Annotated in this window: 17 protein-coding genes; 2 read left to right on the top strand and 15 right to left on the bottom strand. The window is 47.5% G+C overall.

The window, feature by feature from the left end:
* Positions 1-179: 179 nt before the first annotated feature.
* The 5 genes from DWX32_RS00805 to DWX32_RS00785 all read right to left on the bottom strand — a co-directional run bounded on the left by DWX32_RS00805 (position 180) and on the right by DWX32_RS00785 (position 4,262).
* A complete protein-coding gene (locus DWX32_RS00805; protein WP_022463325.1) occupies positions 180-980 on the bottom strand; it encodes a histidinol-phosphatase HisJ family protein in 801 nt (266 codons plus the stop codon).
* Entirely contained in the window at positions 977-2,071 is a 1,095-nt protein-coding gene (gene mnmA / locus DWX32_RS00800) for a tRNA 2-thiouridine(34) synthase MnmA (RefSeq protein ID WP_055218213.1), read from the bottom strand. The genes DWX32_RS00805 and mnmA overlap by 4 nt, the downstream gene beginning before the upstream one ends.
* A 2-nt stretch (positions 2,072-2,073) precedes the next feature.
* Entirely contained in the window at positions 2,074-2,511 is a 438-nt protein-coding gene (gene nifU, locus DWX32_RS00795; RefSeq protein WP_022463327.1) for a Fe-S cluster assembly scaffold protein NifU, read from the bottom strand.
* 107 nt (positions 2,512-2,618) lie between these two features.
* On the bottom strand, positions 2,619-3,800 hold the full coding sequence (gene nifS, locus DWX32_RS00790; protein ID WP_022463328.1) for a cysteine desulfurase NifS: 1,182 nt from the start codon (positions 3,798-3,800) through the stop codon (positions 2,619-2,621).
* Positions 3,801-3,806: 6 nt separating this feature from the next.
* Positions 3,807-4,262 (bottom strand): RrF2 family transcriptional regulator, encoded by a 456-nt coding sequence (locus DWX32_RS00785; protein WP_022463329.1) that lies wholly within the window; start codon positions 4,260-4,262, stop codon positions 3,807-3,809.
* A gap of 158 nt (positions 4,263-4,420) precedes the next feature.
* Here DWX32_RS00785 and DWX32_RS00780 point away from each other — a divergent pair, with 158 nt between their 5' ends.
* Positions 4,421-5,782, top strand: a complete 1,362-nt coding sequence (locus DWX32_RS00780) for an oligosaccharide flippase family protein (RefSeq protein WP_118659124.1) — start codon at positions 4,421-4,423, stop codon at positions 5,780-5,782.
* 167 nt (positions 5,783-5,949) lie between these two features.
* Positions 5,950-6,984: a 3-deoxy-7-phosphoheptulonate synthase gene (locus DWX32_RS00775; RefSeq protein ID WP_022463331.1), complete on the top strand. Its 1,035-nt coding sequence runs from the start codon at positions 5,950-5,952 to the stop codon at positions 6,982-6,984.
* 98 nt (positions 6,985-7,082) lie between these two features.
* Here DWX32_RS00775 and DWX32_RS00770 read toward each other — a convergent pair whose 3' ends face one another.
* The 10 genes from DWX32_RS00770 to DWX32_RS00725 form a co-directional block, all read right to left on the bottom strand.
* Positions 7,083-8,429 (bottom strand): glycoside hydrolase family 30 protein, encoded by a 1,347-nt coding sequence (locus DWX32_RS00770; RefSeq protein ID WP_118659123.1) that lies wholly within the window; start codon positions 8,427-8,429, stop codon positions 7,083-7,085.
* Positions 8,430-8,468: 39 nt separating this feature from the next.
* Positions 8,469-9,290: an MBL fold metallo-hydrolase gene (locus tag DWX32_RS00765; RefSeq protein ID WP_158554955.1), complete on the bottom strand. Its 822-nt coding sequence runs from the start codon at positions 9,288-9,290 to the stop codon at positions 8,469-8,471.
* 160 nt (positions 9,291-9,450) lie between these two features.
* A complete protein-coding gene (locus DWX32_RS00760) occupies positions 9,451-10,986 on the bottom strand; it encodes an ABC transporter substrate-binding protein (RefSeq protein ID WP_118659122.1) in 1,536 nt (511 codons plus the stop codon).
* Between the two features lie 42 nt (positions 10,987-11,028).
* Positions 11,029-11,937, bottom strand: coding sequence for a carbohydrate ABC transporter permease (locus DWX32_RS00755; RefSeq protein WP_117509097.1), 909 nt, complete (start codon positions 11,935-11,937; stop codon positions 11,029-11,031).
* A 24-nt stretch (positions 11,938-11,961) separates the two neighbouring features.
* The gene (locus tag DWX32_RS00750; RefSeq protein ID WP_117509098.1) at positions 11,962-12,894 is read right to left on the bottom strand and encodes an ABC transporter permease; all 933 of its coding nucleotides are present in this window, start codon (positions 12,892-12,894) and stop codon (positions 11,962-11,964) included.
* A gap of 325 nt (positions 12,895-13,219) precedes the next feature.
* The gene (locus DWX32_RS00745; RefSeq protein ID WP_117760396.1) at positions 13,220-15,022 is read right to left on the bottom strand and encodes a sensor histidine kinase; all 1,803 of its coding nucleotides are present in this window, start codon (positions 15,020-15,022) and stop codon (positions 13,220-13,222) included.
* Complete coding sequence (locus DWX32_RS00740) at positions 15,019-16,536, bottom strand: response regulator transcription factor (protein ID WP_118659121.1); 1,518 nt, start codon at positions 16,534-16,536, stop codon at positions 15,019-15,021. Before DWX32_RS00740 ends, DWX32_RS00745 begins: the two co-directional genes overlap by 4 nt.
* A gap of 205 nt (positions 16,537-16,741) precedes the next feature.
* Positions 16,742-17,623 carry a site-specific tyrosine recombinase XerD gene (gene xerD / locus DWX32_RS00735; RefSeq protein ID WP_118659120.1) on the bottom strand — a complete coding sequence of 294 codons (882 nt, stop codon included), beginning with the start codon at positions 17,621-17,623 and terminating at the stop codon, positions 16,742-16,744.
* Positions 17,624-17,734: 111 nt separating this feature from the next.
* Positions 17,735-18,310 carry a stage II sporulation protein M gene (locus tag DWX32_RS00730; RefSeq protein WP_022463333.1) on the bottom strand — a complete coding sequence of 192 codons (576 nt, stop codon included), beginning with the start codon at positions 18,308-18,310 and terminating at the stop codon, positions 17,735-17,737.
* Between the two features lie 289 nt (positions 18,311-18,599).
* Positions 18,600-21,182: a glycoside hydrolase family 3 protein gene (locus DWX32_RS00725; RefSeq protein WP_118594697.1), complete on the bottom strand. Its 2,583-nt coding sequence runs from the start codon at positions 21,180-21,182 to the stop codon at positions 18,600-18,602.
* Between the last annotated feature and the right edge of the window lie 63 nt (positions 21,183-21,245).

Genomic DNA, 21,245 nt, shown 5'->3' with positions numbered 1-21,245 from the left:
CCTAATTTCGTCGGAAAATTCAAGTTCTATTTTCAAGAAAATACGAAATTATTTCTAAAATTTGTGAAGAAGCCGGATGCCAATCCGTATTTCTGCAAAATTTCGAAAGATCCGTCTATTGCAGAAAGAGCCGGAATCCAGCCTTTCTGGGGCTTTTTCCGGCTTTTCCTGCGTGTTTTCTATTGGATCGGCAGATATTCCGGCTTTTTCTCTTTAAACCGCACGTAGTACCGGAATCCGGCTTCCTGCGCGATAGCTGCCGCGTCCGCGAAATGAAACGCTATATGTTCCGGTTTGTGGGCATCGGCACCGAAGGTGATCTTTTCGCCGCCCAGTTCCCGGTATCTTCTGATGACATCCGGCGTCGGATTCGGCACGCCAAGGCCTGCCTTGTAGCCGCCGGTGTTGATTTCCAGCGCGATATCGTACTGAATCAGCTCTTTTAAAATGGTATCGATCTCGTCCGCAAATGCGCGGTAGCTGTAATCTTTTCCCTTTTCTCTGCAGTAGCGTACCACATAATCCAGATGACCAAGCGTCTGGAAATTGTGGAAGAACCGGATATTTTCTGCTGTAGCCCGAAAATACGCCCGGTACAGCTCTTCTGCCGTCCAGTCCGGGAAAGCATCCTCATAATAGGGGTCTTTTCCGTCAATGACATGCATGGATCCGATCACATAGTCGAACGGCCACGCATTTACATACTCTTCCATCCGTTCTTTTAAGTGGAGCTGCAGTCCCAGTTCCACGCCGAATCGGATATCGATTCTGTCGTGGTATTTTTCCTGCAGTTCCCGGATTTTTGCCGCATATGCCGGTGTATCGAGCTGGAACTCGCCGGTACTGTAATCCATATCGTAGTGATCCGTCAGGCAGATTGCCGGAAGTCCCAGCTCGACTGCCCGTTTTACCATCTCTTCTGTTGGTGCTTCGCTGTCACTTGAAAAGAAACTGTGCATATGACAGTCCGCTATTTTCATCTTTCGGCCTCCGTAATCGTTCCGCCTCCGCCGACACAGCCGTCCACGTAGAAGACAACAGCCTGTCCCGGTGTCGGAGCACGCACGCCGTCCGGGAAGGTACAGGTAATCTCATCTTCCCCGGTCCGTTTGATCACGCACGGGGAGCCTTTGTGCCCGTACCGGATTTTTGCGGTGCAGGAGAGCTCTTCTCCAAGTTCCAGCGGCGGAATTGCCATATAGTTTACTTTGTTTGCTTTTACTACTTTTGCGAAAACCTCTTCATTTTCGCCGACCACAACCTCGTTCGTCTCCGGACGGATTTCCAGTACGAACACGCGGTGTCCCATCGGAAGGCCGAGTCCGCGGCGCTGTCCTACGGTGTAATGGGTAATCCCCTCATGGGTACCGAGGATTTCACCCTTTGTATTCACGAAATTGCCTTTCGGTGCCACGATTCCTGTCTCGTTCTGGATAAAGGAAGCGTAATCCTGATCCGGCACGAAGCAGATTTCCTGGGAATCCTTCTTTTTTGCTACCGGAAGACCGATTTTTGCTGCAATCTCACGAATCTGATCTTTTGTGTAGTCTCCGACCGGCATCAGCGTATGCGAAAGCTGCTCCTGGGTCAGATTATACAGTGCATACGTCTGGTCTTTTGCCGCTGTTACCGAATTTGCAATCGCATACCGTCCATTGGCAAGCTGTTCGATTCTTGCATAATGTCCGGTCGCAATGTAGTCCGCTCCAATGGAAAGACTGCGCTGAAGCAACGCTTCCCATTTCACATAGCGGTTGCAGGCGATACACGGGTTCGGTGTTCTGCCGCAGAGATATTCGTTCGTGAAATAGTCCATGACGTTCTCACGGAACTCTTTTTTGAAGTTCATGACATAATACGGAATGTCCAGCACCTGTGCCACGCGCCTTGCATCATCAACAGCAGAGAGGCCGCAACAGCCCCCGTTTTCCTCCTGGACTGTCTCGGCCTCATCCTGCCAGATCTGCATGGTCACCCCGATGACATCGTATCCTGCTTTTTTCAGGAGATACGCTGCCACCGAGGAATCTACGCCGCCGGACATTCCAACGACTACCTTCTTTTTTCCCATACTTAGTATTCTTCCTCTTCCTCGCCCTCGCTGATATCAGACTTCGGTTTTGCAAGACCTTCGATCTTGATGTGGTGTTTCTCTGCGTAATCCCAGAGTGCAGCGTGAATTGCTTCTTCTGCAAGCAGAGAACAGTGAACTTTGACCGGCGGAAGTCCGTCGAGTGCTTCCATAACAGCTTTGTTGGTTACTTCCAGAGCTTCCTGGATGGTTTTTCCTTTTACCAGCTCGGTTGCCATACTGCTGGTTGCAACTGCGGCGCCGCAGCCGAAGGTTTTGAATTTGCAGTCCTGAATGATGCCGTTATCGTCGATGTCAAGATACATTCTCATGATATCGCCGCATTTTGCATTTCCAACGGTACCTACACCGCTTGCGTTCTCAATTTCTCCTACATTTCTCGGATGCTGGAAATGATCCATTACTTTTTCACTGTACATTGTTATTCTTCCTCCTGAACTATTTCAAAGCAGTCCTCCTCCGGCACAGCTTTTACCTGAATTTTTCTGTACCGGCTTTCTGGATGGACTGTCTTATTTTTTTAAACTTATTTACCCTGCTGTTTTTTGATGTAATCCTCATACAGCGGGGACATGCTGCGCAGACGGTCTACGATCGCTTTAATCTGCTCTACAACAAAATCAACGTCCTCTTTTGTGATCTCCTCACTTAAAGTCAGACGTAAGGAACCGTGTGCTTTCTCGTGCGGCAGTCCGATGGCCAGCAGTACATGGGACGGATCCAGGGATCCGGAAGTACATGCAGAACCGCTGGATGCGCAGATACCTTTCATATCCAGCATGATCAGAAGGGACTCTCCCTCGATGAATTCAAAGCTGATGTTGCAGTTGTTCGGCAGACGTTTTACCGGATCGCCGTTCAGACGGCAGTTCGGAATCTCGGTTAAAATACGGTTGATCAGATAATCACGTACTTCGATTTCTTTTGCGGTACGCTCCGCCATAGTTCTTGCCGCACGCTCTGCCGCAACTCCATATCCTACGATGCCCGGTACATTTTCTGTTCCGGCACGGCGTTTTCTTTCCTGCGCACCGCCGTGTACGAAGGAGCGGATTTTCACACCCTTTCGGATGTAAAGGAAGCCGATTCCTTTCGGTCCGTTAATCTTATGACCGCTGGAACTGAGCATATCAATATTGCACTCATCCACATTGATCGGGATCTGGCCAAATGCCTGTACGGCATCTGTGTGGAATAAAATATTGTGTTCTTTTGCAATTCTTCCGATTTCCTTGATCGGCTGAATCGTTCCGATTTCGTTGTTTGCCGCCATAACGGAAATCAGAATGGTCTCAGGTGTGATGGCTGCTTCGAGTTCATCCAGATTGACAACGCCGTTCTCATCGACGCCGATATAGGTGATTTTCGCACCGCGCTCTTTTTCCAGATACTCACAGGTATGAAGAATCGCATGATGCTCGATTTTTGTGGTGATGATGTGGTTTCCTTTATTTTTATATGCTTCAAAGGTAGCTTTTAACGCCCAGTTATCGGACTCGCTGCCGCCGGCTGTGAAATAAATTTCCTCCGGTTTTGCGCCGAGCACGTTTGCGATCTGCTCTCTTCCTTTGGTGATGGCTTCTTTGCTTTTTCCTGCAATTGCATAAATACTGGATGGATTTCCGTAGTATTCGCTGAAATAAGGAAGCATAGCCTCGACAACTTCCGGGGCTGTTTTTGTTGTTGCCGCATTGTCCAGATAAATCATTGTTGTTCACTCCTTGTCATTTCTATCGCTGTTTCTGTTTTTCTCTAATTGCCGGCTCTGCTGAACCAGCTCTCCGAGGCTGATGGAATCCACAGCGTTCGTAATTCCCTCATTGATCCTCTGCCACACAAAACGCGTGACGCAGAAATCGGCCGCATCGCAGCCGCCCAGGCCTTCATTGACCGAGCACGTGACTGCCTCGAGTCCGCCCTCCAGCACACGGAGAACATCTCCTACCGAAATGGAATCTGCCGGTTTTGCAAGTACATATCCACCGCCTGCTCCCCGCACACTCTCAATGAATCCGGCTTTTCGAAGCGGACGCACCAGCTGCTCCAGATAGCTCTCTGAGATATTCTGGCGTTCTGAAATGCTGGCAATGGACACTGCACCCTCTTCTTCGTGACTCGCCAGATCGATCATGGCACGCAGGCCATATCTTCCCTTGGTCGATAATTTCATTCCTGGTTCTCCTTTTTCCTGTGCTGTCGTTTTCCAATTCCGACAGTTTTAATCGGATTTATTTCTCACTCAGAATAGCACCTATCACGGGGTTCTGTCAAGGAGTTTTTTCGCATATTTTAGACTATCTGCGCAATGCCGTGAAAGGAGTCTATCCCATGCTGAAAATCACAAGAAAGAACACGCTTCTTCTTGGCACACTGATCCTGACCGCGTCCGGGATCATCTGCAGAATTCTTGGATTTCTCTATAGAATATTCCTGTCGCGCCGGATCGGTGCGGAAGCCTTTGGTATCTACCAGCTCGCCACACCACTCTACGCACTGATGCTCTCCCTTGGCGCAGGCGGCATGCAGACGGTGCTCTCGCGCTTTGTCGCATCGTACCTTGCCAAAAAGGATTCCAGACGGGCAAAGATCTGTCTGGCGGCCGGATGCGGCATTGTAGTGATACTTTCCTTCTCCGCCTCCATCTTTCTCTTTTTCAGCGCGGATTTTATAGGAACACGGCTTCTTTTTGAGCCGCGGACGATTCTGCTCCTCCGGATTTTATCACTCGGCATTCTCCCCTCCGGGATCCACAACTGTCTCTCGGCATGGTATCTTGGCCAGAATCAGACGGCACTGCCTTCTTTTTGCCAGCTTTTGGAACAGTTCGTGCGCATGGGCGCTTCCTACCTTGCCTGGCTTTTCTGTCTTTCCACAAGCCTCCCCTCTGCCGCTGTCGCTGCATTCGGTACTGCCGCCGGCGAACTCTTTTCGTATCTCTTTCTGATGGCCTGCCTGTCCGTCTCGCACAGCAGGTCCCCTCAGAAACACCGCCCGATTTCTGTTTTTTTCAAAGAAAAGACCCTCTGGTACGATACCTTCCGAGAGCTTGCCGTTTTGAATCTTCCGCTTACGCTGAACCGTATTCTTCTGAATGTCCTCCACAGCATTGAAAGTGCTCTGCTCCCCGGCTGTCTGGTCACCTTCGGTCTTTCCCGGAAAGCAGCGCTCTCGCAGTATGGCATTCTCACCGGTATGGCACTTCCTATGATCTTTTTTCCATCTGCCATCACCCACGCGGTGTCCGTCATGCTTCTGCCCGGCGTAGCAAAACAGCAGGCCGACGGTACGCCGGAGCAAATATCAGACACGATCCGTTATACAATTTCTTTCTGTGTGCTGCTTGGCACTTCCGCTGTTTTTGCCTTTTTCTTTTTCGGTCCGTGGCTTGGACGTTTCCTTTTTCAAAACGAAGAAGTCGGCGTTTTTCTGCGTATCCTTTCATTTTTAAGTCCTTTTCTCTATCTGGAAACGACACTTGGAAGCATTTTAAACGGCCTTGGAAAAACTTCTCTCGTTTTTTTCCAGAACCTTGCCGGAGATGTAATTCGTATTCTTGCAATTCTTTTTCTCGTCCCGGTTTTCGGCATCCGTGGCTATCTCTATGGTATTCTTGCAAGTGAACTTACCATTATGACAATGGCACTTTTGTTCCTGCATCGGGAATCTGCAAACGGATTTGCTGTTCATTGATACCTTTTTTCTATCTTTTTTAAGAGAAACAGAATTTTCGCCGAAAAAATATCGACAATCTTCGCGTTATGTATTATAATTTATAGATAGTTTGCGACGGGGCACACAAGAACGCTCCTCTGTCCGCAGCTAGAAAAGAAGTGCATCTAAGATAAAGGAGAACGAAAATGAGCCTTGAATTTGTAAGAAAACTTCCCACCCCAACAGAGATCCGGGAACAATATCCCTTAAGCGCCCGCGCAACCGAAATCAAAAAACAGCGTGACGCTGAAATCGCAAAAGTCTTTACCGGGGATTCCGATAAATTTCTTGTTATCGTAGGACCTTGCTCCGCAGACAACGAAGACGCTGTTCTGGAGTACAATCACCGTCTGGCAAAGGTTGCCGACAAAGTATCCGACAAACTGATCATCATCCCGCGTGTCTATACCAACAAACCGCGTACCACAGGTGAAGGCTACAAAGGTATCGTTCATCAGCCGGACCCGGAAGGAAAGCCGGACCTGCTGCACGGCCTGATCGCCATGCGTAAAATGCATATGCGTGTAGTAGAAGAGACTGATCTGACTTCTGCAGACGAAATGCTGTATCCGTCCAACTGGAGCTATCTGTCCGATATTCTCTCCTATGTTGCGGTCGGCGCACGTTCCGTAGAAAACCAGGAGCACCGTCTGACTGTTTCCGGCATCGACATTCCGGCCGGCATGAAAAACCCGACCAGCGGTGATCTTTCTGTTATGATCAACTCCGTCATTGCCGCACAGGGCTCCCACTCCTTTATTTACCGTACCTGGGAGGTAAAGACAAGCGGAAATCCGCTGGCGCACACCATTCTCCGCGGTGCGACCAACAAGCACGGCAACTCCGTGCCGAACTATCACTACGAGGACATTCAGCTTCTGCTGGAGAAATACAACGAAACACATCTCGTAAACCCGGCTACCATCATCGATGCCAACCATTCCAACTCCGGAAAGAAATACGAGCAGCAGATCCGTATCGTCAAAGACGTTCTGCACACAAGACGATGCAACAAGGATATCGAAAGTCTCGTAAAAGGTGTTATGATCGAGAGCTATCTGGAGCCTGGCAACCAGAAGATCGGATGTGGAAATCACGTCTATGGTAAATCCATCACCGACCCGTGCCTTGGCTGGGATCAGACCGAACGACTGATTTACGATATTGCTGAGGAGTGCTAAATTTTCTCCTTCGTTACAAAAACACATATGAAAGAAACCTCTGTCGCAGATTTTGCCGGTCTGCGCAGAGGTTTCTTTCTTTTGTTATAATAAGGTTGTTAAATCAATACCGTTGCAATGCTATTGCCCCAGAAGGTCAGGCGGGTTGTGGTTCCGTTCATGCGGAGATTGACTACTTTCGTCTCTTCTGACGTATTTAATACAACGAGTGCAATCGTTCCATCCGGGTTTTTCGCTGCTGTAACCTCAAGCTCCGGCGAATACGTGGAGCTCGCGATGCGGACGGCGCCCGGTTTGATATATTTTGAGAAGTGGGCGATCGCGTGGAACATCGGTTTTACTTCGATTGTGTCGGTCGTTCCGTCGCAAATGATCGGTGCGCCGCAGAAGTTGTCCACGTGGTTCGGGCCGCCGATCTCATCAAGCACGAGGTTCCAGTCAATCCAGTAATTCATGCCATGGTTCAGATCGCCGATGATGTCGTGCGCATACTGTTTCGCATGGCGCAGAGAGTTTCCGGCAGCCGCACCGTACCGTGCCAGCTCTACGCAGCCCTCACTGTGCATCAGCATCAGATCCGGGTAATCTTCTCTTACCATTGAGAGTGTTTCAAAATGATCGCCTGAATACCAGTGGTATGCGACACCGGCAATCATATCTTTTGTTGTCTCATCCACAATGTCGCGGGTTCTCTCGTACGTTCTCTCCTTGTTGTGGTCCCAGATGTACAGTTTTACGTGATCAAGGCCTTTTTCTTTTAAGGTCGGGTACAGATAGTCACGCAGGAATTCTTTTTCCTCTTCTGCCGTATATTCGCAGGAATCCCAGGTCTGAACAGCCAGCGGCTCATTCTGTACCGTCATCCAGGAAATCGGCAGGCCGAGTTTTTCGTACTCCGTGATGTATTTTGCAATATAATTTGCGTAATCCGGATAGCTCTCTTTTTTCAGATGCCCACCGCCGTTTCTTACGCCGGTCTCTTTCAGGAAAGCTGGCGGGGACCATGGGGAAAGCAGCAGGGAGACTGGTTTTCCAAGTGTTTTGGAAACAGCTTTTACGAGCGGCTGCACGTATTTTGCATCTCTTTCCAGGCTAAAATCCCTGAATTCCGGATCGTCCGGGTTTTCGACTGCGCAGTAATTGCCGATGGAGAAGTCACAGCTGTCCATGTGAATCCGGCCGATCGTATAGCCAATGCCGTCTTTTCCATAATACGCTTCTACTACTTTCTTACGGTTTTCCTCACTCATGCGGGACAGTGCATAGCCTGCGGACTCGGTGAGTGCGGCGCCAAATCCCTCAATTTTCTGATACGTCTTGTCCGGGTACAGGTTGATGACCTGCATTTCCTGATTTTTCGCGTCCGGGATCAGTGCAGTTTCATAGTCTCTTGTTTTGATGCCGTCTTCCCCAAAGATGGTTGCGTGTAATGTTACTTTTGCCATAAGTTTTCTTCTCCTTTTCTCTGCTTTTTGCAGATCATTTTATCGCTCTGGATCCTTTTCCAAGCAGTCCGGGTAATAACTGAGTCTTGCGGTTCCGTGTTCGGCATAGAGCATGCCTTCCCGCGGTGCGGTTTTTCCTTCTGCTTCGCCGGACAGAATCTGCTCGGCGGTTTTGATGCAGTCATCGAGAATCGTCTCTGGCTGGCTGAAATAGCCCTGCATGCCGCCGAAACCGATGTGCCCGCTGTAGGATCTCTCATAGCGGGTTTCGTATGTTTTCAGGTGATACAGCCCTTCCAGCGTTTTTCTCACGCTGCAGCCGAGGACAAGAAGATTCTGGTTGCAGGCATCGCCGGAGAACAGGATTTTCGTCGCTTCATCAAGAAAACAGATGCCGCCCGGCGTGTGGCCGGCCACCTCGATGCACTCGACGCGGCGGTTTCCCAGTTCGAAAACATCGCCCTCGTGCAGGGCATGGAATGTCGGCATTTCGAACGGCTGAATTTTGTTGAGATCATACTCATATGCCTGATAGCCGCCGTTTCTTCCAATTTCATCAGCAAAGCCGCGCAGCTGTTCTGCGTTCAGGTTCCGTGTCATAGCAAAATCTGCCTCGCCAAGATAGACATCCGTAAACGCACCGATTCCGCCGACATGATCGAGATGGCCGTGCGTCAGGACAACGTCGTACGGCTTGTCCGTCAAGCTTGCCGCGATGCCTTTCAGATCAGAAAGGCCGCATGCGGTGTCAATCAAAAGCGCACGCTCCTCTCCGACCAGAAAATAACACGCGGACAGACCGAATTCGTTGATGGCGTAGGTGTTTTTCGCAATTTCCATTACCATTGGTTCTTTTATCATAGTTTTGTTCCCTCCCATACATGATGGCTGTTTTCGGAAAAAGCAGGCACCGCACGCATACCCCCACGATATGTTCTGCTCCAGTACCTGCTTTTTATCCGTTTGTTCTGCCTGCGGCAGAAGTTATATAGTCTTTGCGTTTCCCTTTCGGAAATTCGTTTTATTTCAGGCTTGCTACGTAAGCGTCAAGCTGTTTCTGAGCTGCCTCTTTCATGGTCTCGATTCCTGCTGCTTCCATCTGGGACTGGTAATCAGCCAGACCAGATTCTGCATCTGTGTATCCGAGCTCAAGCGGCCACCAGTACTGCTGCTGTACATTGTTGCATGCAGCAAGCTGGGTCTCGAAGGAAGAGGTATCCAGTACAAATCCTGTGAATTTCTCATTTCCCTGTCCGGAAACGATGCGGGACTCAAACTCATCAATGTTGGTCTTGTAATCATCCGGAGTACCGATCTGCTGACGGTTCAGAGCATCACTTCTTGCAGACCACATTGCGCTCGTTCCATAGTTGTCCGTATCCAGAACCTTGAACTGTCCCTCATCGTTCAGCTCATAAGAAGTTCCTTCAACACCGTAGTAGAACGCATCGTATACTTCCTGATCATTGGTGATCAGATCCCACAGTGCCATTGCTCTCTCCGGATTCTTGGAAGTATTGGAGATTACCATACAGTCCTGCGTATATGGAAGATGTGCAACATCTTTTACCATGTTAGAATAGTGAATATCGTATTCCGGATGAAGAATTGCCTGTCCCACATAGGAATCAATGTTATGGATCTTCAGAGCTGCTTTACCATTCTGAAATTTCGTGCTGTCCGTGTCTGACAGAGCAGATTTTGAATAAAATCCTTTCTCATTCCATCTTGCCATCATTTCCAGGAATTCCGGTGTTTTCTCCAGCTCATAGGAAGTCATAACAGTTGGATTTTCTGCATTTGGATCATACCACAGATAACGGATTCCGTTGAAGGTTGCCAGTCCCTGATTTTCCATATACATGAAGAAGATTTCCGGTGCTGTAGAGTATAGATCGATGCACTCCATTTCCGGATGCGTTTCTTTGATGATATCGCAGTACTCTTCAATATCTTCAAAGGTCTCCATCTTTCCGTCCCATTCGGTTCCCTCTACCAGGTCACCACGATAGATAGGACCATATGCATTGTAAGTAGACAGCAGGGAAGGAACACAATAATAGCTTCCATTTACTGTTGCCTGCTGTTTTGCTTCCTCAGACTGTGCTGCAAAGTTCTTCGGTGCGTAGGTTGGCCAGAGCTCATCAAGGCTCTTGAAGGCACCCTTCTGCGCCAGAGATGCAAAGTTCAGCCAGGATGCACTGTATGCCATATCAAACTCTTCTCCCGAAGAGAACAGCAGCGGATATTTGTTTGCGTACTCCGCCCAGCCGATCCAGTTGATTTTCAAAGAGCAGTTCAGTTTCTCTTTTAAGAGTTTGTTCAGATTCTCGTCGATTGCATCCTGTCCTGCCGGACGGTCACTGATGACATACATGGAAAGCTCCACAAACTCGGATGTGTCAAGCTCACCGCTTGCGGATGATGTAGATCCGCTCTTTGCAGCTCCACCATTGGAAGAGCTGGAATTGTTGCTTCCGCAGCCTGCAAGCAAGCCTCCGGTCATGGCGATTGCCATGGATACAGCAAGTGCTTTTCTTAATTTTTTGTTTTGCATTTCTTTTTCCTCCTTTTTCGTTGCCTTTATCTAATCGTTCCATCAGCCTTTGACGGAACCGATTGTAACACCTTTTACAAAATATTTCTGTATAAACGGGTAAACCAGAATGATCGGGCCGGTTGCCACAACTGCCATGGCCAGCTTCAGGGAGTTGGATGGCATATCCTGCAGCGGAATGTTTGCAGAGCTTGCCATCTGGGACATTGCCTGCGTTTTCTGCATCAGGGCATACAGCATGTACTGCAGCGGATATTTTGTTTCTGTATTCATATACAGCATTGCATTGTACCAGTCATTCCAGTAACCAAGCGCAAGGAACAGACCGATGGTTGCCATTCCGGATTTCAGAAGCGGAAGGATGATGCTGAAAAATGTTTTAAACTCGCCTGCGCCGTCAATCTTCGCAGATTCGATCAGTGCGGTCGGAATTGCGGATACGAAGGTTCTCATGATCAACAGGTAGAAGACATTGAACACACCCGGTAAGATCAGGGCAAGGTAGCTGTCTTTTAAGTGCAGATACTGGATGTAGAAAATATAGGAGCAAACCATACCGCCGTTAAACAGGGTCGTAAAGTAGAAGAAGAAGGACAGAGCATTTCTGTACTTGAAATCTTTACGGCTGATCACGTAAGCGGTCATTGTCGTAAGCAGAAGTCCTACTGCAGTTCCGGCGAGGGTGATAAAAATAGATACCCCGTAAGCACGGACAACGGTCATCGGGCTCTTGAAGATCAGTGCGTAAGCGGCTGTGGTAAATTCTCTTGGGAGAATGCCATAACCCTGAAACCGAATCGCCTGCTCAGATGAAAACGAACCGGAAACCACCATAATAAACGGCAGTAAACATACCAGAGCCATCAGCGCAACAAAGGTGTAACAGATGACATAAAATACTTTTGTAGAAGTACTTTTCTTGATTTTCTGTGATTTTGCAACAGCTTGCATAACTAATTCCTCCTTTTTTCTGTCTTAGAACAGTGCAAGATCTTCTTCTACATGTTTTACGATTGCGTTTACGATCAGAATAGTCGCAAAGCAGATGACGGACTGATAGAAAGATGCTGCCGCTGTCATACCGAGGTTGGAGTTCTGAATCAGGGAACGGAATACATAGGTATCAATAACATCGGTCTTGTTGAAGAGCTGTCCGTTGTTTCCAACGATCTGATAGAACATCTCGAAATCACCACGGAGAATTCGGCCAACCTGCAGAAGAAGCATGGTGATAATGGTCGGAAGAATGCTCGGAAGAGTGATGAAACGGATTCTCTCAAAAATATTTGCACCGTCGATGGAAGCTGCTTCGTGAATCTCAGCATCGACACCGGTAATTGCTGCGATGTAAATAACGGAGTTATATCCACACCATTTCCATGAGTTGAACAGACAGATGATCCATGGCCATATACCGGCTTTGGATGCATCGTACATATTGATCTTCTCCCCTCCAAAGAAGGTTACGATACTGTTCAGGATACCGGTTTCATAGTTGAAGATATTGTAAACAAAAACTCCAACGATAACCCAGGAGATGAAGTACGGTAAGAAAATGATTGACTGTGTCACTTTTTTAAAGATTTTTTTGTTGATCTCAGAAATAAAAATTGCGATCAATACCGCAAGAAGCTGTGAAGTAACCAGGTTTAACAGGTTGTACACAACTGTGTTTCTCGTAATCAGCCATCCGGTTCCGGATGAGAACAGGTATTCGAAGTTTGCAAATCCATTCCATTCACTTCCGAATACGCCAAGATCATATCGATAGTTCTTAAATGCAAGCACCAGTCCGGACATCGGAAGGTACTGCATAATCAATACCAGCAAAAATGCAGGCATCGCCATAACAAAAAGGGCTCTGTTTTTCTTTACTTCTGCTACAAAACTTTTCACATGCTTTCCCATTTGTTGACTTCCTTTCTTTTTCATCGTTCCTGCACTGTATGCAACTGCCGGCCTGTACAAGAGTGCTCCCAAGACCCTCCACGCATCGCTTTGTCTTGGGCTTGTTCTCAACTGATGACCCTATTATACCGAAGGATTTAGCTATTTTGTACCCAACAAAACTTCGATTTCTAGTAATTTCTTATGATTTTTGTGATCTTGCACAGGAAAAATCTTGTTTTTCTTCCTGTTTCTTGTCAATTTGTCAGCGTACTTTCCACATCTCTCCGCTCATTTTCACAATTTTTATACAAAAAGAAAGAGAGTTTTTCCTCTCTCTTTCTTTTCAGATCTTCTCTTCCGCTTCTGCCATTGTCATAACCGGAATTTTGATCTCAACATGCGTTCCTTTTTCACTTTCCAGATACGTAACACCATACTTTTCACCGAAGCAGAGCTTCAGGCGAAAGTTGATGTTCCGCACACCATAGCCATGCTGTGCTGTCCGGATGTCCTGCTGTGTCTCTTTCTGCATCTCTTTCACATCGACACCGGGTCCGTCATCCTGCACAGAAAAAACAATATCCTGTTCCTCTCTTCTCGCGCAGATCCGGATCTCACAGCTTTCAATATCCGGTTTCTCCGCAATCCCATGGACGATCGCATTTTCCACAAATGGCTGGAGAATAATATTGAGACATGCATAGCTCTTCAGTTCTTCCGGTACATCTACCTCGAGAGAAATGGCGTTATCAAAGTGATAATTTTCGATATTGACATAAACCTCAACATGCTCGACTTCTTCCCCGATGGAAATCAGGCTCTTTCCATGATTCAGACTCAACCGATAGAACCGGGCCAGATTCCACGTCAGCGTTCCGATCTCCTCTGCACCGTAGTCCATGGAAATCCAGTTAATCAGATCCAGCGTATTGTAGAGAAAATGTGGGTTGATCTGCGCCTGCAGTGCCCGTACCTCTGCCATTTTAACTTCCTTACCAAGTTGATAATGCTCCTGCATCAGCCGCTGGACTTCCTGCACCATACCGTTAAAATTGTGATAAATTTCCTCAATTTCATCTTCCTCGGTTGTGATTGGCAGATTTGCGTTCAGATTTCCGCTTTCCAGACCCGTCATTTCCACATTCAGCTTTTTCAGTCTTCCAACGTAGTAACCGGAAAGAAGATATGACATCAATACAATAACGGCAATCATACTTCCAAGCATCAGAGCCGCTGAGAGCCACAGAAACCTGTACTGATCCTCATATTCATTTTCGGGAATTATCAAGATCATCTGCCAGGATGCACCGTCCACATTTTGCCGGGTAATGTAATATTCCTTCTGTCCCTCCTTCTTTTTTTCCATAAAAAGCTCCGCGCCATAGTTTAAAAGTATTCCTTTTTTCTGCATTTTTTGAAGAATACTGCTGTTAGAGCTGGTAATCATCCTGCCGTTTTCACTCATCAGATAAACAAGACCTTCTGATGTGATATTGGCATTTTTCATAATATCCTGGAAATATTTCGCAGAAACACTGATGCTGCAGATACCAAGTTCCTCTTCTTTTTCTTTTTTGGATGCAATCCGGTGATACAGGGTAACCATCTGCGAGGTATCCTGCTGATCCACACCGTCTCTCTCACGACTGATTGCAACGTAATCTTCTCCCGTGTTCAGAGCATACCGCAGATCAACGTAATCGCTGCGTTCCTTAAGCCTTGATACTCCATCGAAATAATATTGATTTCCCGCATACATCACCTCATCCGGCACGTACAGGCAGAAACGATAGATCGAGTTCGAAATCTCGTAGGAATTAAATTCTTTATTCAGCTCATAGTATTCCAGCCACTGCTCCATGTATGGTCTTTCTTCTCCAAAGCCATCCGCTGACAGTGTATTCTGAATTACCCCATTGTCCTCCACCATATTCGCCAGATACGTCATATTCCGCAGATAACTCTCCGTAAAAGAAATCGCCTGGCTTACCGACTGTTCCATTGAGTAATCTGTTTTTTCACGATAATGGCGCACCACCTGCGGATAACATAAAAAGCAGAGTAAAATCTGCACCAGAATCAGCGGAACGGAGAAATACAACATCATTCTCTTATGCATTGACAATTTCTGTAATGGATTTTTCATCGCATCTGCAGGCTCTCCTTATACTCTGTCGGGGTAACCCCCGTCTTCTTTTTAAAGATTTTCGCAAAATAATTGGCATCCTCATAACCCACCATTTCAGATACCTGATAGAATTTTAGCTGCGGATCACGCATTTTCTGTTTCGCATTCTCTACACGCACTTCCAGCAGATACTGTCCAATCGTAAGTCCCGTTTGTTTTTTAAATACAGTAGAAAGATACGTCGGTGTCAGATAAACAAGCTCAGCGAGTGTTCCGATGGAAAGATCCTGATCTGCATAATGTTCCTGGATATATTCTGTGATACGGCTCACATGATAACTGTTCTCCGTTTTATGCGTATTCGTTTTCCCATTCTGCTTTTCAAAGAGCTGCCCAATTCTGCGTATCATTTCCTCTTTCATCTCCGCAAACGTTTCTGCCTGCATAAAGAAATCGGTTCCTCCCTGCTTCCAAGGCTTTTCCATCGTACCGGGATATCGATATTCCGCTGCTTTTTCCAGTATATCACGCATTACACAATAATTGTAACGTATATCAAAATTCATGCACAGATGATGGCTGACCAGTTTTTCATACAGCGTTTTCTGAAAAAGACAGGCACCTTTTTCATCGTTGTCCATAATCAGTTGATAAAATTTATCCCGCTGTTTCTTGGCATCATCTATCCACGGCTTCTCTGGCGGAACATCGTCGTAGCAGACGCTTTTCCCCCATCCAAGCCAGGAAAGAGCCTTTCCCGCTTCCTTTGCCTGACGGTAAGACAACAAAATGTCTTTCTGGCAGCCGCCTCTTCTTCCATAGGATAAAAAGCATCCCGAAATCGAACCATCCTGCGTACAGCTTTTCAATGCATCAACCAAAACCGGTTCCATTTCTTTCCATCGCTTTTCTTTTTCACTTCCAAGAAGCAGAATCAGATAGAACGGGTCAAGCAGTGTCATTGTTATCGAAATCCGATACGGTTTCAGTGCTTCTTTTGCCATTTTCTCAAATTTTGGTAAAAATCCGGCTCCACAGCCTTCACTGTCAAAATGGATCATGACAATGCGGAAACTGGATCCCTCCGCCTGCTCCAGTGAAACATCGGTATCCACCTCTAAAAGGTAGTTCCGAAGTTTCGCGCTCTCACTTTTTCTGCGCCCCTTCACGCGTTGCACTGCTTCCTCGACGTTTTCCGAGAGCAGCTTCACGTTAACCGGTTTTTCCACGTATCCGACCGCATGCAGATCGATTGCCGCTTTTAAATATTCCTTATCTGCATAGCCTGTTGAAAAGATGATCTCAATCTCCGGGAATTTTTCCCTCAATTTCCGGCACAAATCCACACCGCTCATGCCCGGCATACGAATATCCGAGAGAACAATATCCGGCCGGAAGGCTTCCGCTTTCACCAGTGCTTCCTCTCCGTTTGCGGCTGCTTCAACCTCCGAAACGCCGAGTCGCTGCCATGGAACATGCCTTAAAAGGCCATTCCGGATAACCTTTTCATCCTCTACCACAATCAGTTTCATGTTGTGATACCCCTTTGCTTATATCATACTTAAATGTAAAACTTGTTTTTCAGTATAACACAGATTTTGTAGCTTGTGAATCAAAACTGCTGTTTCCTGGCACATTCTAATCTGCATAATTTCAAAAAATTAAGCGTATTTGGCAAATCTTTTCATTCAAGTTTTGCCAAATACGCTTTTTCCATTTCTTTTTTTGTTCAATCTGCTACTTTCTCGGATGTGCCTTCCGGTACACATCCCGGATCTTATTCACACCAAGGTGGAGATACATCTGCGTCGTCGAAATATCGGCGTGTCCCATCATCTCCTGGACACTCTTTAAGTCCGCACCATTTTGCAGCAGATGAGTTGCAAACGAATGGCGCAGGGTATGCGGCGTAATATCCGCCGTAATGCCTGCGGATTTCGCATAGGATTTCAGGATTTTCCAGAATCCCTGACGGCTCATCGGACCTCCGGAGCAGTTGACAAACAATACATCATCCTCCCGTCCATGCATCAGGGCTGCGCGCGCACTGCCCAGATACTGCTCCAACGCCTTTTTTGCCGGTCCGCCAAACGGAACGATCCGCTCCTTTTCATCGCGGCAGGTGATATAGCCCATCATAAGATTGACATCCTGTGTTTTCAAATGGATCAACTCACTGACACGGATACCGGTCGCATACAGCATTTCCAGCATTGCTTTGTCGCGGATACCCTTTGGCGTGTCGGTTTTGGGCTGGCAAAGCAGCAGATCGACCTCTGCGATGGAAAGGATCTCCGGCATTTTCCGCTCAACCCTCGGTGGCTGCAACGCTTTCGACGGGTCAGATACCATTTTTCCCTCCTGACATGCATATTGGCAAAACATATGAATCGCCGCAATGCTGCGCGAGATCGTTGCCGGGGAGAAGTGTTCCCGCTCCAGATATAATAAATAAGAATTTAAAACCGTTGCATTCATCTGCTCCGGTTTTTCTATTCCGTGCTCCTTCAAAAAAACTGCCAGCTTTCGAAGATCGCGCTGATAGGAGACTTCTGTATTTTTTGACGCTTTCTTTTCCGTCTGTAGATAGTCCGTAAATGACTGTATCGTTTCCTGCATAGCTTTTTTCCTTTTTGCTTTTTTCTCCCTCTCACTGCCCGATAAAGGGTAACAATGCTTTTAATTATATACACGTTTTTTCAAAAATGCAATTCCCTTTTCAGACCGTTTTTACAGGATTTTCGCAAGAAACCACGGATTGACATAACTCTCAAGCAGAATACCCCACAGAAGCAGGATCAGTGCAAAGAAGTAGCGCACGCCGAAGCAAAAATATTCCTTTTTCTGTATGCCGCCGGCAAGGTGATTCGTCTCTGCCATCCGGCTGCACGCAGCAGCCATCAGAAATAACGCGGCAAGGTAGAGGAAAATCTGCGGAAAAAGAGCCAGAAAAAAGAATAAAAGACCTGCCATTCCGTTCTGCAGATAGGCAGCCGAGAGAAAGACGCCACACAGAAAACCATATGCCCAAACGGCAGCAGTGGCAAAATACGCACCGATTGCCGTCAATCCAAAGAGAAGTCCCGCAAATGCCGGTGCTAACCGTACCTTTAGAAGATAGGAAAAGCAGGCCTTTGCGGAAATTTTTCTTCCAAAAAACGCCTCCGCCTGAAAGAGGCGGACGCTATTTCCCTCCTTCATTCCCGTGTGGGATGCCGCAAGCAGCAGCAGTACACCGAGGGTCATACCGGCCGCAAACCAGAGGGCAAAAAAACGAATATATGCATTCTCATCCCGTTCTCTCATTTGCTTTTTGCGCCTCCTTATTTTCTGCCTTACTGTCAATGTATTCCGGATCTCTGGATGATATACATGAAGGATTCCAAAAGCAACGCAAAAAAAAGAAGTGCCGACTTTGCAGACCCCCATCTGCAAATGGCACTTCTTTTTTCTTTTCAGGGTCCCCCAAATGTTTCACGCACCGGAAATTCTGTCAATTTCAAACCCTGCTTTTTTGTATATCCCCATAAGATAATGTTTGCGTCTCATTCGTAATCCGCTCATTCTTCTTTAAAAACAGCTATCTGCAAATTCCCTATTTCACGGTAAGATAGGTATCCAGATCATCGAACTGATCAAGGTAGCTGACTGCGCCCTCGTACATATTGGACTGCAGTACGATATTTACCGTGTTATAGATGCAGCGTTTCAGTTCTGCCATCGTCAGAGTTCCATCTGCAAGTTCTTTTTTGATGTTCTCGTGATCCTCCGGCAGACCCGGCATTACCATGTCATTTCCGGCTCTCATGCAGCCCGCTGCCGTACACTCGCCCTGGATCTGTACGTTGGTGGTTGTCCAGTCGGTCATGATAGCTCCTGCAAATCCCCACTCATCTCTCGCTGCTTTCGTGCAGGTATCGTAGCAGTTTGCAGCGTGCACACCATTGATCAGGTTGTAAGATGTCATAATGGACATCGGCTGTGCATCTTTGACTGCGATTTCAAAGCCTTTCAGATAGATCTCACGCAGTGCACGCTCGGACAGGATGGAATCGGAGCCCATACGGTTATCCTCCTGATTGTTGCATGCGAAGTGTTTGATCGTGGTTCCGCAGCCCGGTACCTTCTGTACACCGAGCGTCATAGCAGCCGCCATCATACCGGCAAGCAGCGGATCCTCGGAATAATATTCAAAGTTTCTTCCGCAGAGCGGATTTCTGTGGATGTTCATGCCAGGTGCCAGCCACAGTGTTACGTTGAACAGCTCCATCTCATGGCCGATCATCTCGCCGACTCTCTTGATCAGTTCTACATCCCAGCTCTGTGCCAGAAGTGTTCCAACCGGAATTGCGGTACAGAACTGATAATAGGTTGTTCCGCGTTTTTCCTGCGGTTTGCTGAAGAATCCGCCTTCCAGGGCCGCCAGGAAATCGCTCGCTACGATCTCTCCGTTGTCTACCTGGTATTCTCTCTTCAGACGAAGACCTGCAGGTCCGTCGACCAGAGCAATCGTGGTTACATTCCACGGCTCCTCCGAAGCACACGGGGATGTCTCCGCTGCTGCTCCCGGAACAGAAATTCCTGCGGAGCCAAGCGCGTTGCCCTGTGCTCTTCCCGGATCACCGGTTGCAAGGAGTGCCAGCTGATCCACAGAAAGGGATTCCACAATCTTTCCTGCTTTTCCAGGAAGCTCTTCCGGTACCGGCTGGTAATCTACTTTCTCAGTTGGGATCTCAGATGCTTTAAGCTCGATCACGCTCATTCTCTTTTCTTTTACTTCCTTCTGCCATGCAGCCTCTCTTGCCTGAACTTTTTCTGCATCAGGAACAATCTCATTCAATTCCTCTTTCAGCGGGCAGATATTTTCACACGCTGTCATGACTGCTTTCTCGTCCAGCTCCAGCGCGCCGGAGAGAACAGATGTATTCAGATCATTTCCAATCCAGATACCATACATGCCCGGCTCCAGAATCCAGGATGCGCTTTCCTCCTCATAGGAAGTCAGCTGATACAGCGGGAAGGTGATGGTCATGGTCTGGGATTCCTTCGGAGCCAGCAGTTTTGTTTTTCCAAAGCCTGCCAGACGGCGGAACTCTTTCACCAGTCTGCCCTGCGGGCAGGAAGCGTAGATCTGTACAACTTCTTTTCCTGCATAAGTATCGCCGGTGTTGGTGACGGTAACAGTCACGCTTACTTTCGGATTCATCATACCGCGGCCGCTTACTTTGATGTCATCGGTTCTGATCTCGAAATCGGTGTAGGACATACCGTAACCGAAGGAGTAACGGACTGGTACTTCAAAGGTATCGAAGTAACGGTATCCAACGAAGATACCCTCTTCGTATTTTTCTTTCATGAGGTCGCCGCTCTTGTAGCTGTAAACCTCTGCACCCGGATAATCATAGTAATCTTTTGCCCAGGTATCTGTCATTTTTCCGGATGGGGTTACATCGCCGCTTACAACATCAGCAAATGCATTTCCGCCTTCCTGGCCTGCCTGTACGTACTGTAAAATAGAGCGGATATTGTCAAATTCTTCTACGAATGCCAGATCCATCAGGCCGCCGGTGTTGATAACAAGAACAACGTTTTTATAGCATCTGGAAACCTGTGCCAGAATAGCTTTCTCTTCTTTGGAGATGAAGTAGTCACCCTCCGTATCAAAACGGTCTTTGTTCTCTCCTGCGATACGTGCCAGAACGAAGAATGCGGTGTCTGCACCGTCGGCTGCTGCTTTCTCTTCATCGATTGGGTTTCCGGATGGCATAAAGAACGGGGTTGCAGAGTACGCATCAAAGAATTTTGTGTCGTCTCCGTTCAATTTTGTGAAAATCTCATTTTTCCAGTCCAGTCTTGCCTGTACGTAGAGTTTATCGTAATCCTCCAGCCATTCACTGCTTGTTACGTCGTAGCCTGCATTTTTCATGCCCTGGAAAATATTAACGCTGTCACGCTCATTGACATCGCCGGAACCGGTGCCTCCTTTGATGGTGCGGATCGCACCTGCTCCGTAAAGACCTACCTTGCTGCCCTTTGCCAGCGGCAGGAAATGATCTTTGTTTTCCAGAAGAACGAATCCCTCTGCTGCTGCCTCGCGGGCAAGTTTGCGGTGATCTGTTTCACGCTGGGTTACTTCCGGAGATGTAGTTCCGTTAAAGGTTCTTACCTTTGCTTTCATGTCTTTGTTCCTCCCAAACTTTGTTTCGTGCTAATGTCTCCATTATCTTCCCTTTTTCGTGTA

Source organism: Blautia sp. AF19-13LB, assembly GCF_003479105.1.
Taxonomy (GTDB): Bacteria; Bacillota; Clostridia; order Lachnospirales; family Lachnospiraceae; genus Fusicatenibacter; species Fusicatenibacter saccharivorans.
Note: the sequence above shows the minus strand (reverse complement) of the source record. Positions and strands in the feature narration are given on the sequence as shown.

Bases quoted from the DNA above. Each gene is read 5' to 3' on its own strand.
- DWX32_RS00805 (WP_022463325.1), bottom strand. From the start codon at position 980: ATGAAAATAGCGGACTGTCATATGCACAGTTTCTTTTCAAGTGACAGC.
- mnmA (WP_055218213.1), bottom strand. From the start codon at position 2,071: ATGGGAAAAAAGAAGGTAGTCGTTGGAATGTCCGGCGGCGTAGATTCC.
- nifU (WP_022463327.1), bottom strand. From the start codon at position 2,511: ATGTACAGTGAAAAAGTAATGGATCATTTCCAGCATCCGAGAAATGTA.
- nifS (WP_022463328.1), bottom strand. From the start codon at position 3,800: ATGATTTATCTGGACAATGCGGCAACAACAAAAACAGCCCCGGAAGTT.
- DWX32_RS00785 (WP_022463329.1), bottom strand. From the start codon at position 4,262: ATGAAATTATCGACCAAGGGAAGATATGGCCTGCGTGCCATGATCGAT.
- DWX32_RS00780 (WP_118659124.1), top strand. From the start codon at position 4,421: ATGCTGAAAATCACAAGAAAGAACACGCTTCTTCTTGGCACACTGATC.
- DWX32_RS00775 (WP_022463331.1), top strand. From the start codon at position 5,950: ATGAGCCTTGAATTTGTAAGAAAACTTCCCACCCCAACAGAGATCCGG.
- DWX32_RS00770 (WP_118659123.1), bottom strand. From the start codon at position 8,429: ATGGCAAAAGTAACATTACACGCAACCATCTTTGGGGAAGACGGCATC.
- DWX32_RS00765 (WP_158554955.1), bottom strand. From the start codon at position 9,290: ATGATAAAAGAACCAATGGTAATGGAAATTGCGAAAAACACCTACGCC.
- DWX32_RS00760 (WP_118659122.1), bottom strand. From the start codon at position 10,986: ATGCAAAACAAAAAATTAAGAAAAGCACTTGCTGTATCCATGGCAATC.
- DWX32_RS00755 (WP_117509097.1), bottom strand. From the start codon at position 11,937: ATGCAAGCTGTTGCAAAATCACAGAAAATCAAGAAAAGTACTTCTACA.
- DWX32_RS00750 (WP_117509098.1), bottom strand. From the start codon at position 12,894: ATGGGAAAGCATGTGAAAAGTTTTGTAGCAGAAGTAAAGAAAAACAGA.
- DWX32_RS00745 (WP_117760396.1), bottom strand. From the start codon at position 15,022: ATGAAAAATCCATTACAGAAATTGTCAATGCATAAGAGAATGATGTTG.
- DWX32_RS00740 (WP_118659121.1), bottom strand. From the start codon at position 16,536: ATGAAACTGATTGTGGTAGAGGATGAAAAGGTTATCCGGAATGGCCTT.
- xerD (WP_118659120.1), bottom strand. From the start codon at position 17,623: ATGCAGGAAACGATACAGTCATTTACGGACTATCTACAGACGGAAAAG.
- DWX32_RS00730 (WP_022463333.1), bottom strand. From the start codon at position 18,310: ATGAGAGAACGGGATGAGAATGCATATATTCGTTTTTTTGCCCTCTGG.
- DWX32_RS00725 (WP_118594697.1), bottom strand. From the start codon at position 21,182: ATGAAAGCAAAGGTAAGAACCTTTAACGGAACTACATCTCCGGAAGTA.